13 protein-coding genes and 1 tRNA gene are annotated in these 13,910 nt (G+C 41.0%); 12 read left to right on the top strand and 2 right to left on the bottom strand.

The genetic code is table 11. The features are described from left to right. Positions 1–325 precede the first annotated feature (325 nt). The 12 genes from rppH (at position 326) to L1D51_RS16330 (ending at position 11,042) form a co-directional block, all read left to right on the top strand. Entirely contained in the window at positions 326–844 is a 519-nt protein-coding gene (gene rppH, locus L1D51_RS16275) for an RNA pyrophosphohydrolase (RefSeq protein ID WP_054562240.1), read from the top strand. Positions 845–877: 33 nt separating this feature from the next. Further along, positions 878–3,154: a phosphoenolpyruvate--protein phosphotransferase gene (gene ptsP / locus L1D51_RS16280; RefSeq protein WP_054562239.1), complete on the top strand. Its 2,277-nt coding sequence runs from the start codon at positions 878–880 to the stop codon at positions 3,152–3,154. A 338-nt stretch (positions 3,155–3,492) separates the two neighbouring features. Then, on the top strand, positions 3,493–4,302 hold the full coding sequence (locus L1D51_RS16285; protein WP_055020682.1) for a sulfite exporter TauE/SafE family protein: 810 nt from the start codon (positions 3,493–3,495) through the stop codon (positions 4,300–4,302). 14 nt (positions 4,303–4,316) lie between these two features. Beyond that, positions 4,317–5,120 carry a prolipoprotein diacylglyceryl transferase gene (lgt, locus tag L1D51_RS16290; protein ID WP_054562237.1) on the top strand — a complete coding sequence of 268 codons (804 nt, stop codon included), beginning with the start codon at positions 4,317–4,319 and terminating at the stop codon, positions 5,118–5,120. 13 nt (positions 5,121–5,133) lie between these two features. Further along, positions 5,134–5,985 carry a thymidylate synthase gene (locus L1D51_RS16295; protein WP_054562236.1) on the top strand — a complete coding sequence of 284 codons (852 nt, stop codon included), beginning with the start codon at positions 5,134–5,136 and terminating at the stop codon, positions 5,983–5,985. 26 nt (positions 5,986–6,011) lie between these two features. Next, positions 6,012–6,893 carry a UTP--glucose-1-phosphate uridylyltransferase GalU gene (gene galU, locus L1D51_RS16300; RefSeq protein ID WP_054562235.1) on the top strand — a complete coding sequence of 294 codons (882 nt, stop codon included), beginning with the start codon at positions 6,012–6,014 and terminating at the stop codon, positions 6,891–6,893. A gap of 460 nt (positions 6,894–7,353) precedes the next feature. Next, entirely contained in the window at positions 7,354–7,890 is a 537-nt protein-coding gene (locus L1D51_RS16305) for an SPOR domain-containing protein (protein WP_054562234.1), read from the top strand. Between the two features lie 73 nt (positions 7,891–7,963). Next, on the top strand, positions 7,964–8,572 hold the full coding sequence (locus L1D51_RS16310; protein ID WP_239964208.1) for an SPOR domain-containing protein: 609 nt from the start codon (positions 7,964–7,966) through the stop codon (positions 8,570–8,572). Positions 8,573–8,812: 240 nt separating this feature from the next. Next, positions 8,813–9,406, top strand: coding sequence for a FlgO family outer membrane protein (locus L1D51_RS16315; RefSeq protein WP_055020737.1), 594 nt, complete (start codon positions 8,813–8,815; stop codon positions 9,404–9,406). A gap of 14 nt (positions 9,407–9,420) precedes the next feature. Continuing rightward, positions 9,421–10,095 (top strand): FlgO family outer membrane protein, encoded by a 675-nt coding sequence (locus tag L1D51_RS16320; protein ID WP_239964209.1) that lies wholly within the window; start codon positions 9,421–9,423, stop codon positions 10,093–10,095. Between the two features lie 3 nt (positions 10,096–10,098). Beyond that, a complete protein-coding gene (locus L1D51_RS16325) occupies positions 10,099–10,764 on the top strand; it encodes a FlgO family outer membrane protein (RefSeq protein ID WP_239964210.1) in 666 nt (221 codons plus the stop codon). Positions 10,765–10,967: 203 nt separating this feature from the next. Further along, positions 10,968–11,042: transfer RNA gene (locus tag L1D51_RS16330), tRNA-Arg, on the top strand. 26 nt (positions 11,043–11,068) lie between these two features. Here L1D51_RS16330 and L1D51_RS16335 read toward each other — a convergent pair. Together L1D51_RS16335 and nhaD are read right to left on the bottom strand one after the other, a co-directional pair. Next, positions 11,069–12,133: a zinc-binding dehydrogenase gene (locus L1D51_RS16335; protein WP_054562229.1), complete on the bottom strand. Its 1,065-nt coding sequence runs from the start codon at positions 12,131–12,133 to the stop codon at positions 11,069–11,071. Positions 12,134–12,314: 181 nt separating this feature from the next. Next, on the bottom strand, positions 12,315–13,748 hold the full coding sequence (gene nhaD, locus L1D51_RS16340) for a sodium:proton antiporter NhaD (RefSeq protein WP_082401589.1): 1,434 nt from the start codon (positions 13,746–13,748) through the stop codon (positions 12,315–12,317). Between the last annotated feature and the right edge of the window lie 162 nt (positions 13,749–13,910).

The raw sequence follows: 13,910 nt of genomic DNA on the forward strand, positions 1-13,910 counted from the left end.
AAATACAGATATATAAACATGTTTATCCACAGTTTCTGTGGAGAAAGTGGATATTTAAACTGTGGATTGTGGATTTGTTTGCAATTTAGGCATGATTTACAAAAGTTATGCACAAGCTGTGGGTAAGATGATGAAAATACGGTTGTAAATAGTTATTTTAATCAAACAGCACATTTTTATAATAATTACTTCGTAACACCTTGATTAAACGTGTTTGTTAAAAAATAAATTTTCAATCTAATTTAGGCTTAGGTGTAAAGTGTTTGCTGTATCGCAGGTTATGTGGAACAATCAATAAAAATCGACTTACAAATGAGGCACTAAGGTGATTGATGCCGAAGGTTTTCGTGCCAATGTCGGAATTGTAATTTGCAATAATCAGGGACAAGTATTTTGGGCTCGTCGCTATGGTCAGCACTCTTGGCAATTTCCCCAAGGTGGTGTTGATGACGGCGAAACAGCAGAGCAAACCATGTACAGAGAATTACACGAAGAAGTGGGCTTGCTTCCTGAAGACGTTGAGATCGTCGCAAGTTCTAAACATTGGTTACGCTATAAATTACCCAAGCGTTTAATTCGCAGAGACTCAAGTCCTGTGTGTATTGGGCAAAAACAAAAATGGTTTTTACTGAAACTTCGTTGTAAAGATGAAGATGTAGATTTACTTAAAACTCATCACCCCGAGTTTGATGATTGGCGATGGGTGAGTTATTGGTATCCGGTTAGGCAAGTTGTTTCGTTTAAGCGCGATGTATATCGTCGAGTAATGAAAGAGTTTGCTCCGTTTGCAATGCCGTTTAATAAACGAGAGCAACACAAAGATCATTGGCGACATAAACGATAAGGGCAACCTTATTTAAATCAAAGGAGCAGCATCATGTTAGCCACGCTCAGATCAATTGCTGAGGCAGTGTCGCAACAGGCGGACTTAAATAGTGCGCTGGGGTGTTTTGTGCAAATGGTAAAAGATGCCATGCAAACACAGTGCTGCTCGATTTATTTTGCAGATTATAGTCAAGATAACTTTGTATTGATGGCCACCCAAGGCCTCAACCCAGATGCAGTGGGTAAGTTTCGTATTGGCTTTACTGAAGGTCTCGTTGGTCTTGTTGCTCAGCGTGAAGAGCCTATCAATATTGCTTTTGCTAAGTCTCACCCACGTTTTAAACTCTCACCTGAAGTCAATGAAGAAGGCTATAACGCGTTCTTATCTGTGCCAGTCGTGCACCAGAAAAAGGTTTTAGGCGTTATTGTTGTTCAACAAAAACTAGCCCGTGTTTTTAGCCCTGACGAAGAGTCATTTTTAATTACGCTCTCGGCACAGCTAGCTTCTCAGTTAGCTCATGCAGAAATAAAAGAAATATTACGCGTCGATGAGTTTTCACACCAAACCTCAGTATTAAAAGGGGTATCAAGTGCACCAGGTATTGCTATAGGTGAAGCCTTTGTGGTGATCCCTAAACTTGACTTTAGCTCTATTGAACTGCAAAAAGACGACGATATGAGCACCCAGCGTAAGCTATTTACCCAAGCAGTGGCTGCGACGCGGAACGAGTTTAATACCTTATCGATGACACTGAGTGACTCTATTCCGCAAGAGGCACTGGCGGTATTTGATGTTTATCAGCAGTTACTTGATGCCAAAAGTCTTGGTCAAAATGTTGAAGCGCAATTACAACAAGGCTGGAATGCTAAAAGCGCCCTGAAAATTGTTATTGAGAAATTAGTGACTCAATTCAATGCCATGCAAGATCCTTACATTAAAGAGCGTGCTGTTGATGTTAAAGATATTGGTTTACGGGTTTTACATCACTTAGTTAATACTGAGCATGCGGCAAAACCTTACCCTAAAGACACTATTTTAATTGCCGGTACATTAACCCCAGCAATGCTTGCTGAAGTACCTAAAGGGCAACTTGCCGGGGTTGTGAGTGTTAATGGTGCGGCAAATAGTCATGCTTCTATATTAACTCGTGCTATGGGGATCCCTGCTATTTGGGGCATTGAAGATGTGCCGTTATTGCAGTTTGAAGGCAAGCAAATGATTTTAGATGCCTATGCAGGGCGTTTATATATTTCTCCTTCACAAATGCTGCAAGAGGAATACAGTCAGCTCAAATATCAAGAAGCCTTATTGAACGACCGTTTTGTGGCAGAGCAAAACCTAGATGCCGTCACTAAAGATGGCGAACACATTAGCTTATTACTTAACGCGGGTCTTGAATTAAATACCGAGCATGACAATAAGCCATTTTGCGATGGGGTAGGTCTTTATCGCACCGAAGCCTGGTTTATGCAAAAAGGCCAATTTCCTTCACAGTCAGAGCAAGAAAGCTGGTATCGCGAAGTGCTAACGAGTTACCACCCTAATCCTGTGGTGATGCGTACACTCGATATTGGTGGCGATAAAGTTTTAGATTACTTCAATATAACAGAAGAAAACCCATTCTTAGGTTGGCGTGGTATTCGCGTGACCTTAGACCATCCAGAGCTATTTTTAGATCAGCTCAAGGCAATGTTAAAAGCCAATATTGGTTTGGGTAATTTAAAAATCATGCTGCCGATGATCAGTGGTTCAGAGGAAGTCGATGAATCGTTAAAATTGCTCGAACAAGCCTATTTTGAGTTAAGTGAGCAATACCCCGAACAGGCAATAGAACGCCCTGAAATCGGCGTGATGTTAGAAGTACCTTCAAGTGTATTTATGCTTGAAGAGTGGTCGCAAAAAGTCGATTTTTGCTCTGTAGGTAGCAACGATTTAACCCAGTATATGCTGGCAGTTGATCGCTCTAATGCCCGCGTTGCTGAGCTATTTAACCCTTATCACCCAAGTGTACTTAGAGTGCTGTTAAAAATAGCACAAGAGTGTCAACAACATGAGTTGCCATTTAGTTTGTGTGGTGAGTTAGGAGGCGACCCTGAAGGCGCTTTACTGCTTATTGCGATGGGTTATCGAAGCTTGAGTATGAACTACGCTTCGATTAGTAAAATTAAGTTTGTGCTTAGGCGATTAAATGTCAGTGATATGGAAAAGTTACTTGCAGAGTGTTTATTACAACCCACTGCAAAACATGTACTTAGGTTAACGCGTAACTTTATGATTGAACATCAACTCGGTGAGCTATTTTATACCCCAAGCCAAGGCCAATCATGAGGGAAAATTGTGCTGTGAAGCGCCTATACCCAAGCCATCTCAAGATGTAGAATTCAGCGTTTCACAGGTGCTTAATATCAAGGCGTTACTTTGCAAGAATGGCAGTCCCTTTTAAGAAGTAACAACGATGAGAGTAAGTGCTTGCGAAATGCCCAAAGGGTTGGTTTAAAAGCGATTTATACTGCGTTATTGATTTTAACAATAGAACCACTATTACTTGCAATCAATGCCTTGCCTAAATCGCTTTTAATTCCAACTGAAACTCGCATCTTGAGGTGGTTTGGGTATATATATTAGTTTAGTATATGTATATAACAAATTGAATATATGAGTGTGCTATGCATGACGTAATACTTTTAATGGTGTACTGCGCAATTTTGGGCAGTGTGGTTGGCTTTTTAGCCGGATTATTAGGCATTGGTGGTGGTCTTATTATCGTGCCGGTACTTAGTGCGCTGTTAGTGTCGTTTAATGTTGCCGATCCAAGCCATGTATTAGTCATTGCGATAGCAACCTCGTTAGCATCCATTATTTTTACCTCGACTTCTTCAGCCCTTGCTCATCATCGTAATGCTAACGTGCCTTGGGAAATTGCCCCATGGGTTATGACTGGTGTTGGCCTAGGCGCATTGATCAGTGGTTTTGCAGCAAGCTTTATCCCCGAGCAGCTACTGCGCTTTGTTTTTGCTGGTAGCGTGGTGTTTATCGCGCTCAGAATGGTGTTATCGACACGAAAAAAAGCCGCCAGTGAAAAACCGCTTCCATCAGGGCCTATTCTTGGCTTTTTATGTGCCATAATGGGGGCGCTGTCGGGGCTAATTGGTATTGGCGGCGGGGCGCTTATTGTGCCGCTACTGCATTATTTTTCTGTTGATATTAAAAAGGCCATTGGTTGTGCTGCTGCATGTGGTATTGTCATTGCGCTGTTCGGCTCGGTGGGTTACGTATCTGCCGGGTGGCAATTAACATCTTTCAGTGATGGATTTGCCGGATTTGTGTATTTACCTGCGTTAGTGGGGATTGTGGTTACCTCGTCGCTCATTGCGCCAATAGGTGCCAAAGCCACGCATTACTTGCCTGTGGCAACAATAAAAAAAGTATTCGCGCTATTACTTGTCATAATTGCGCTTAAAATGGTGTTTAGTTAAAGGTTTTTATTTTTATGGCTCTTCAATTTCCAGATATCGATCCGGTTATTTTTTCGGTAGGCCCGCTTAGCGTACGTTGGTACGGTTTAATGTATTTAATTGGTTTTGCTTTGGCTATGTGGCTTGCTAATCGTCAAGCAGAAAAACCAAACTCAGGTTGGACAAAAGAACAAGTTAGTGACTTATTATTTTACGGCATGCTCGGGGTAATACTAGGCGGCCGTATTGGTTATGTATTGTTTTATCAGTTCAGCTACTTTATTGAAAACCCACTGTATTTATTTAGAATTGACCAAGGTGGTATGTCGTTCCATGGTGGCACTCTGGGTGTAATTACAGCCATTGCAATTTTTGCTTGGACCCGTAAAAAATCATTATTTGAAGTGGGCGATTTTGTAGTGCCACTCGTACCGCTTGGTTTACTAGCTGGACGTATTGGTAACTTTATTAATGGCGAGTTATGGGGCCGAGTGACAGATGTACCTTGGGCGTTTATTTTCCCATCAGGTGGCCCAGAGCCCCGTCATCCATCACAATTATACGAAGCCTTTTTAGAAGGTTTGGTGCTGTTCTTAATCTTACAATGGTTTATCAAAAAGCCTCGTCCAGCGGGAAGTGTTGCTGGGGTGTTCTTACTTGGCTATGGCGTGTTTAGATTTATTGTTGAATATTTCCGTGAGCCAGATGCTCATTTAGGTTTATTCGCAGGCTTTATCTCGATGGGGCAAATACTGTCATTGCCGATGGTAATTGGTGGCCTTGGTTTGTTAATATGGGCCTATAAAAAGCCGCAACACAGCGTGGCAAGCAAAGCATAACAAGAGCAAATCAATGAAACAGTATTTAGATTTATGTCAGCGTATTGTTGACGAAGGTGTGTGGGTTGAGAACAAACGCACAGGGACTAAGTGTTTAACCGTTATTAATGCCGATCTTGAATATGATGTGGCAAATAATAAGTTTCCGCTAATAACAACGCGCAAGAGCTTTTACAAAGCGGCGATTGCGGAGTTACTTGGTTATTTACGTGGTTACGACAGCGCTGCACAGTTTCGTGATATCGGCTGTATGACTTGGAATGCTAACGCAAACGAAAACAAAGCTTGGCTTGAAAATCCACATCGTCGTGGTGAAGATGATATGGGTCGAGTGTATGGTGTGCAAGGCCGCAGTTGGCAACGTCCGGATGGCAGCCACCTTGATCAACTTAAAAAAGTTATCGATAACTTATCAAAAGGGATTGATGATCGCGGTGAAATCGTCACTTTTTATAACCCAGGTGAGTTTGAGTTAGGCTGTTTACGCCCTTGTATGCACACGCACACCTTTTCTTTGTTGGGCGATACCTTATACTTAACATCATACCAACGTAGCTGCGATGTGCCGCTGGGTTTGAACTTTAATCAAATTCAATGTTTTGTGTTACTTGCTTTAGTTGCACAAATCACCGGCCACAAACCGGGTAAGGCGTATCATAAAATAGCGAATGCGCATATTTATGAAAACCAACTTGAGTTGATGCGTGATGTGCAGCTTAAGCGTGAGCCATTCGCGTCGCCAGAATTAAAAATAAACCCAAATATTAAATCACTAGAAGACATTGAAACCTGGGTTACAAAAGACGATTTTGAAGTAGTAGGTTATCAGTGTCACGATGCAATTAAGTATCCGTTTTCAGTTTAAGAACAATAAAATTTAAGGAGAAATCAATGAAAGCAGTGATCCCAGTTGCTGGTCTTGGCACGCGTATGTTACCTGCAACAAAAGCAATCCCTAAAGAAATGCTTCCTATTGTTGACCGCCCGTTGATTCAGTACGTTGTGAATGAAGCAATTTCAGCAGGAATTAAAGAAATTGTTTTAGTAACGCATTCAAGTAAAAACTCAATTGAAAACCACTTTGATACCAGTTTTGAGTTAGAAGCAACGCTAGAAAAGCGTGTTAAACGTCAGTTACTTGCAGAAGTACAATCAATCTGCCCGAAAGATGTAACAATTATTCATGTTCGCCAAGGTGAAGCGAAAGGCCTTGGTCATGCGATTAACTGTGCTGCACCTATCATAGGTGATGAACCGTTTGTTGTTATCTTACCGGATGTGATCATCGATGATGTAGCAAGCGACCTTAAAAAAGATAATTTAGCTGAAATGATCCAGCGCTTTGAAACCACCGGTGAGAGCCAAATCATGGTTGAGCCTGTGCCGCAAAACGAAGTAGACAAGTTCGGTGTTGTCGACTTAGGTGATGTAAAAATCAATCAAGGTGAAAGCGCAGCTATTTTAAATATGGTTGAAAAGCCTCCAGTTGATCAAGCACCATCAAATCTTGCTGTTGTGGGTCGCTATGTATTGAGCAAAAATATTTGGCCATTACTTGCAAAAACCCCAGCCGGTGCAGGCGATGAAATCCAATTAACAGATGCCATTGCCATGCTCATGGAAAAAGAGATTGTTGATGCTTACTCAATGAAGGGTAAAAGCCATGATTGCGGTAGCAAAATTGGTTATTTAAAAGCCATCGTTGAGTTTGCACTGCGTCGTGATGAATTCAAAGGTGAGCTTACAGACTTCATAAAGTCGCTTGTTAAATAAGCAATTCAAATTACCTAGTTGAAAATTATGTAAAAAAAGTGTCTATATGGCACTTTTTTGTTATTTACATGTTCCTCCCAATTGTCGATTATTACCCAATAAAGGATTTTTCTGATATACCTAAGTCTTAACGCATTGTTAAGATTAAAGATCAGTGAGATGCTTATTTACCCCTGTAGGATAGTTAAACTCAGCTATACTTATAAAAATACCTATGTAAAGACGGATTTTTATTGCTTTAGGTTGTCTAATATGAAAACTTAAGTATTAGGGTGTCATTAAGTTTTTATTGCAGTTAGTTAAGCACTGTACTGAAAATATTATAATAACAAATAATGTGTTAGAGTTTTCTTATGCAATGCCGTAAATCACTTTTATGGTTTTTGTATAGGTAAGTGCTAACAGATAGACTTCTTTAAAAAGAAGCAAATTTTTAATGGTACGTTTAAGAATCCTACTTATGAAATATTGCTCAAAACCTTTGCGTTACAGTATATACCTGTTGGTGTTATTGACTGTGTCTGGTTGCAGTAATAAGGCATTTCCTGATATCTCTTTTAACAAGCTTCCTGTTTTCAATGTTGTTCAGTACCTTAGCGATGTAACGCTAATGCAAAACTCATTTTTGTTGGCGCAAACCCAAAGTGAACCGGTCAGTACAGTGTTAGATCAGGCTGATACTTCTCAAGCACTATCAAGCGACTCTAAAGACTCTGTTAAACCTGACTATGCATTTGCTTTGCAATTAGCGTCTGTTAATACGGAACAAGATCTAGCTTATACATTAAAGAAAATGGCTAAACGAGCGCCCAGTATTTTTCAAGGAAAGCCGATACTTAATGTTGAAGTCGCTGATGTAAATGAGCATACCTACTATCGACTTAAGTTTGGTGGCTATAAGTATTTGAAAAACGCGAAAGCTGATTGTGAAGCGATTAAACGACAAGGCATTGATTGCTGGGTAAGTAACTACACTGACAACCGAATTTATTTTTAGCGTCAAATATTCACTCTAAAGATGGCATTTTTATTGCTAAGATTTAAGTCTGTTTTTTAGAATTGACGTCACCATGCATTTTTCTATTTTCTCTAAATATCTATTTATAACCATCTGCTTAACTGCTCTAACAGCATGTATGATGAGCCAAGAGCAAACCCAGCCAGCTTACACTGAGCAGCAAGTACAGCAATTTGCTGCCCAGTGGCATAATAAACAACCTAGTATTGAGCGTCTTGCGTTGATGGAAAAAGACCTTGCGTTGTTAATCGAAGTGCTTTCAGCCAATAGCGATTTAACCGCACAACCATCACAATTTGAGCCACAAAATGATGTGATTATTCATCAAAGCGAACAAACGCAAGTACAGCAAGCATCATCCACAGACTCACTTGAGGCGATTATTGCAGCAAATAAAGCGGCTGAAGCGGGCGTGCAATTAGGTTTATATTTAACGCCGAAAAAAGTTAGTCATCAGCTCTTAAAGCTTAAACGTGATTATCCTGCTGTTTTAAATGACCTTGATTTTCGTTTTAAAACACGAGAGCAAAAAGGCGTAACCTTGTATGGATTGAGGGCTGGTCCATTTGCAAATTATACTCAGGCTACTGCATTTTGTGAGATAGCCAAAAGAATGGGGCAAACCTGTGTGACGGCACCGTTTATTGGGCAGATGCTATAACCGCTTATTTAACAACAGAAGGGAATTGACCCTTCTGATAAACCATTCGCCTCCTCAAAAAATTAGCTACATCAGCCTACACAATTAAATCATTGTCTGAATGCAATGCTAGCTTATTGGTATTTTAGAAGTGACGTGTTCTTGTTACCACGCTTCGGCTTTTCATAATAATCCCATCAACAATAATACTTAGGCATAATTATTGCTTTGTACTTACTAAGTTTAGTGAGGATGGCAATTATGCGCCTGTTATTTTATTCAGTTTTTTTAGTGTTGGTGGGTTGTAGCTTAACTGAAGAGCCACAAAAAACGCCCCCTAGAGAAACCCCAAAATCGCCGATGGCACCTTATACGGTGCATCAATACGTTGCTGATTTAAGTAGTCAGCTGAGCCGTATTCAAGGCCCTTACAAAGGCAATGCACGTATTGCTGTGACCAGTTTTTATATGGCTGATGGCTTAGGTACTGATTTAGCAGAAGATCAGGGCAGTGGCTTGAGTCAGCAAATTCAAGAAAGTTTATTAACGCAATTTACTCAGCTTGGTTTTCATACCATAGAGTATCGATTAGAAAATACTTTAAATTTGCAGCAATCGGCCGATAGTGTACTTAGTCGTGATGTAAATACCTTACGTCAACGTCAGAATATTGACTTTGTTATTACCGGCACACTGACGCGGCAACAACATGCCTACATAGTAAATGCCCGATTAGTGAATACCAAAGATCTGCGAATTGTGTCAGCAGCAAGCACTGAGATCCCTATCAATGTAATGTGGGGCGCTGAAAAAGTTCAGCAACGTGATGGCCAGTTGTATCGAAGCGAATATTAAGAGGAACTCATTTAATGAAACGTTTAATTTTAACTTTATGTTTGCCGTTTGGCTTTGGTTGCTCATCAATGTTAACTGGTGATGTAACACAACACGAAAATGATCCTCAGTTAGCTGCGCAAAGAAAAGTTGCCGCGCCGCATAGTAATGACAGTGTGTTTCAAACCAATCAGGCGGTAATGAATAACAGCACTTTTACAGCAGCCCCAACTCGTAAAAATATCAATCACTATGTACGTGGCATCATGCAGGATTTAGTTGAAAACTTGCAATATGTTAGTGATAACACACCAGTTGCTGTTTCAAGCTTTGTGTACCTTGATGCAGATTACAACTCAACAAATTTGCTGGGTAATCAAATTGCCGAAAGTTTTATTCATGAACTTCATGCGTTTGGTGTGCCTGTCATTGATTTTAAAACCACGGATTATATGCGTGTTACGCCAAGTGGTGATTATGTTTTCAGTCGTGATTATTTAGAGCTAAGCCAAGATCAAAACTTTAATTATGTATTGGCAGGTACTTTGGTTAATCATCAAAGTGGTGTGCTCGTTAATGCCCGTATTGTTGGTTTAGCAAGCAAAGCAGTTGTAGGGTCAGCGCAAGGTTTTATCCCGCAATCAGTGGTAGATGCCCTTGATAGTACCAACCGCAGTGATGGTATTACACTAAAACAAGCAAGTGAGTAAGCTATGAAAGGTTTTATCTTAGCATCGTTAACGCTCGCACTATCTGGCTGCCAATTGCTGCCAGAGCAATCAGCAGAGCCGCAAAATACAGCTCAAAATGTACCTGCATCAGCAAATACTCAAGTCGATTACGTTGCTATGCTACAAGCGCTTGAACAAAATGATATGCAGCAGGATAACGCTAACCATCGTTTATTTGTGCCTTATCAACATCATAAAACCGTTGTTAATTATGTCGAGCAAATGGCCCTTGAGTTAGTGGATACCATGCAACAAGAAAGCGAGTTAGGAATAGCCATAACTAGCTTTGTTGATTTAGATGCGAGCCTAAAAAATAGCTCTCAACTTGGTAATCAACTCTCTGAAACAATGATGCACCAGCTGCAAAAATTTGGCTTTGGCGTTGTTGATTTTAAAGCGATGGATATCATTAGTGTGACCTCGCGTGGTGATTTTGTGATGTCGCGTGATGTAGAAGAGTTGGCAGAGCGTCGCATTGCCAGCCATGTACTTACAGGCACGCTGATATACCGCCCAAATGGTGTTGAAGTGAATGCTCGAGTAATTAACTTAAAATCAAAGCTGGTTATTGCCAGCGCACAAAAAGTGATCCCTTATTTTGTGCTAAAAAATGAGTCAATCAAATCAGCAACTGCTCGCGTTAACTAGCTTCATTATTTTGCCAATCGACTTACTCACAAGTCGATTGGTTTATTCTCTTGATTACCAAAGCCTTAGACCGTTATAATTTTAGCTACAAGCTACAAGCTACAAGCTACAAGCTACAAGCTACAAGCTACAAGCTACAAGCTACAAGCTACAAGCTACAAGCTACAAGTTACAAGTTACAAGCTTTACCTCAACTTTTGAGTGGCCTCTTAGTTAAATGGATATAACGGCCCCCTCCTAAGGGGCAGTTACAGGTTCGATTCCTGTAGGGGCTACCAAGTTACTTCAGCAACCCCCAATTAAATTAACCCGTTACTTTTTCAAGCTCGCCTGTGCGCCATGGTTCAATGATGATTTTGATATGGTCGTTTGGTTTAAATAAGGTATCAAATGCACCTTGTACGCCGTCTATGCCGACTTTACCAGTACGCATTTTTTGCCATGCAATTTTGCCTGACGCAATGTTCTCAAGTGATTGTGCAAACTCTTCTGGCTGGTAGTAATAAGAGAAAATAAGGTCGAGCTCTTTCACTGTGGCATAGGCAAAGTTAACGTTTAGTGGCGCGGTATGTACACCTGTTACAATGATTTTTGCTTTTGCCGGTGCACGTAAAATGTAGTCGTTCAATAAGCGGCTTACACCGGCACATTCAAAAATAACGACCTTGTTGTTACCCGCAAGTGCTGCGGCTGTAGCAACTTCATCATCTTCCATAGGGTTAACATATTCTGTGGCGCCAAATTCAAGGGCAATTTGTTTTTTGCTCTCTTGTGGATCAGAGGCAACGATGTGTTTTACGCCTTGAAGCTTTAACGCGGCAATCGCGGCAAGGCCAATTGGGCCACAGCCAACCACAATGGCAACATCATCATTATGCATTTGTGAGCGGTTTACTGCGTGCAGGCCAACAGCAAGTGGTTCTGTAATGGCTGCCGCTTCTGATGGAACAGCATCAGGGATAGGTAATAGTAAGGCTTCATCAACAATAAAGTATTCAGAGTAGGCACCATATAGCCCAGGGGTTACACCTACGCCAGCGCCGCCCGCAGAAAGTAAAATTGGCACTGAGGTTACGCGGGTGCCTTTAGCTAATTCGCCTTTAGTATTTGGACCGTAGCTAACGATTTCTGCCGCGTACTCATGGCCTAATAACACTTCTTGGTCATCGCCTGCATCTTTAGCCATGATGCCAAGGTTTTTATAGATATCGAATACATCGCTGGTGTGGCGGGTTATATGAATATCAGAACCGCAAATACCGCAAGCTAGGCTTTTTACCAGTACTTGGCCGGGTCCAGGTGTAGGAATATCAATTTGTTTTACATGCAGCTTGCCATTTTGCATGGCAACAGAATTCATTTGGCTCATATGTGTGTCCTCAATTCACCTTATTTGTGAATTATTAGACTAAAGTAAAGCGCCTGCCTTAATCTTGACTTTTTACGACAAAAACACAGCTTATTACGACATGTCTGTTTATAAACTGCTCATTGTGGAATATTTAAAGTAAAAACCCTCAAAGTGATAAGGGTTTTTACTTTATTAAGTCTTAGCCGAAGTAGGCTGTATTGAGGTATAAATGAGTTAATACTCCAGCAAAGTAACCTAGTAAAATGACCGGCGACCATTTTAAGTGGCTATTAAATGTGTAGATCCCTCGCGCTTGACCCATTAGTGCAACTCCTGCCGCAGAGCCAATTGATAACAGGCTGCCACCAATTCCTGCTGTTAGCGTAATAAGCAGCCATTGACCGTGCGACATATCAGGCATCATTTGTAACACTGCAAACATCACTGGAATGTTATCGACTACCGCTGACATTAAACCAAGAATAATGTTCGCACCGGTAGCAGACCAGTTGTTATAAAGTAAGTCAGAAAGCAGCGCTAAGTAGCCGATAAACCCTAAGCCTCCAACACAAATAACGATGCCATAGAAGAACAAGAGCGTGTCCCACTCGGCTCTCGATACACGGCTAAATACATCAAAAGGAACAACGTTACCTAAGCGAGATAAGCGCTCTTTGTCACCTTCACGCTCTGCCATGGCGCGCTTTCTGGCAAGAGAGCCGGGGAGTGTCACGCGTAAGAAGTAACCAAAAAACTGTAAATAGCCAAGACCCATCATCATGCCCACAACCGGTGGTAAACCAAAGGCGGTTTTTAGCACCACCGCGGTGAGTATTGTCAGTAAGAATAAGCACAATATGCGAAGCGCACCGCGTTTAAGTTCAATATCTTCATCGGCCGTATCCGGGTGACGGTTATTGATAAATAAAGACATAACAAATGCAGGAATAATATAGCTGACTAAAGCTGGTAGGAATAAAACAAAAAACTCGGTAAAGGCAACAACATCGGCTTGCCAAACCATCAGAGTCGTGATGTCACCAAACGGGCTGAATGCGCCACCGGCATTTGCGGCTATTACAATATTGACGCACGACATAGCAATGAAGCGGTTATCATATGCTGCTACCTTCATTACCACTGCACATAAAAGTAGGGCAGTAGTTAAGTTATCGGCTACAGGTGAAATACAAAATGCCAGTACACCGCTTATCCAAAATAATTGCTTGTAGCTAAAGCCTCTAGCAACCAGCCAGCTTCTTAAGCTATCAAATAAACGACGCTCTTCTAGGGCGTTGATGTAGGTCATCGCAACGAGCAAAAATAGCATTAACTCCGAAAATTCTAACAAGGCGTGACGAAATGCGTCGGTGCTAAGATCAGATAAGTTTTGTGCACTGTACTGCCAAGCAATAAGGGTCCAAATAATCCCGGCTGCAACCAATACGGGTTTTGATTTGCGTAAGTGAATTTTTTCTTCGAGTATGACGAGCACATAAGCAAAGATAAAAATAACAAGGCATATAATGCCAACAGGATGGGTGAGTAAATCGATAGTACCAGTTGACGCAGCATGAGCTTGGCCACCGAAACATAGCAAGGAAAGGAGCAATCCTTGTGTTAGTTTTTTCATTGTATATTCCAATTAAATCATCTTAATTTCGTTACGGTTTAAGTTAAATGTAGCTGCAGACATTTTAGATTCATTCTTTGCTTTATGTAACAAATTGGTAACTAAGATGTTGGTATTTTGAATATAAATACGGGTGATGGCGAGAGCAGACCAGTTATATAA

The sequence above is a fragment of the Pseudoalteromonas shioyasakiensis genome (assembly GCF_022398475.1).
Classification (GTDB): domain Bacteria; phylum Pseudomonadota; class Gammaproteobacteria; order Enterobacterales; family Alteromonadaceae; genus Pseudoalteromonas.

What these genes read in the sequence shown, in the direction of transcription:
- ptsP (WP_054562239.1), top strand. Translation starts at nt 878, where the DNA reads ATGTTAGCCACGCTCAGATCAATTGCTGAGGCAGTGTCGCAACAGGCG.
- L1D51_RS16285 (WP_055020682.1), top strand. Translation starts at nt 3,493, where the DNA reads ATGCATGACGTAATACTTTTAATGGTGTACTGCGCAATTTTGGGCAGT.
- lgt (WP_054562237.1), top strand. Translation starts at nt 4,317, where the DNA reads ATGGCTCTTCAATTTCCAGATATCGATCCGGTTATTTTTTCGGTAGGC.
- L1D51_RS16295 (WP_054562236.1), top strand. Translation starts at nt 5,134, where the DNA reads ATGAAACAGTATTTAGATTTATGTCAGCGTATTGTTGACGAAGGTGTG.
- galU (WP_054562235.1), top strand. Translation starts at nt 6,012, where the DNA reads ATGAAAGCAGTGATCCCAGTTGCTGGTCTTGGCACGCGTATGTTACCT.
- L1D51_RS16305 (WP_054562234.1), top strand. Translation starts at nt 7,354, where the DNA reads ATGAAATATTGCTCAAAACCTTTGCGTTACAGTATATACCTGTTGGTG.
- L1D51_RS16310 (WP_239964208.1), top strand. Translation starts at nt 7,964, where the DNA reads ATGCATTTTTCTATTTTCTCTAAATATCTATTTATAACCATCTGCTTA.
- L1D51_RS16315 (WP_055020737.1), top strand. Translation starts at nt 8,813, where the DNA reads ATGCGCCTGTTATTTTATTCAGTTTTTTTAGTGTTGGTGGGTTGTAGC.
- L1D51_RS16320 (WP_239964209.1), top strand. Translation starts at nt 9,421, where the DNA reads ATGAAACGTTTAATTTTAACTTTATGTTTGCCGTTTGGCTTTGGTTGC.
- L1D51_RS16325 (WP_239964210.1), top strand. Translation starts at nt 10,099, where the DNA reads ATGAAAGGTTTTATCTTAGCATCGTTAACGCTCGCACTATCTGGCTGC.
- L1D51_RS16335 (WP_054562229.1), bottom strand. Translation starts at nt 12,133, where the DNA reads ATGAGCCAAATGAATTCTGTTGCCATGCAAAATGGCAAGCTGCATGTA.
- nhaD (WP_082401589.1), bottom strand. Translation starts at nt 13,748, where the DNA reads ATGAAAAAACTAACACAAGGATTGCTCCTTTCCTTGCTATGTTTCGGT.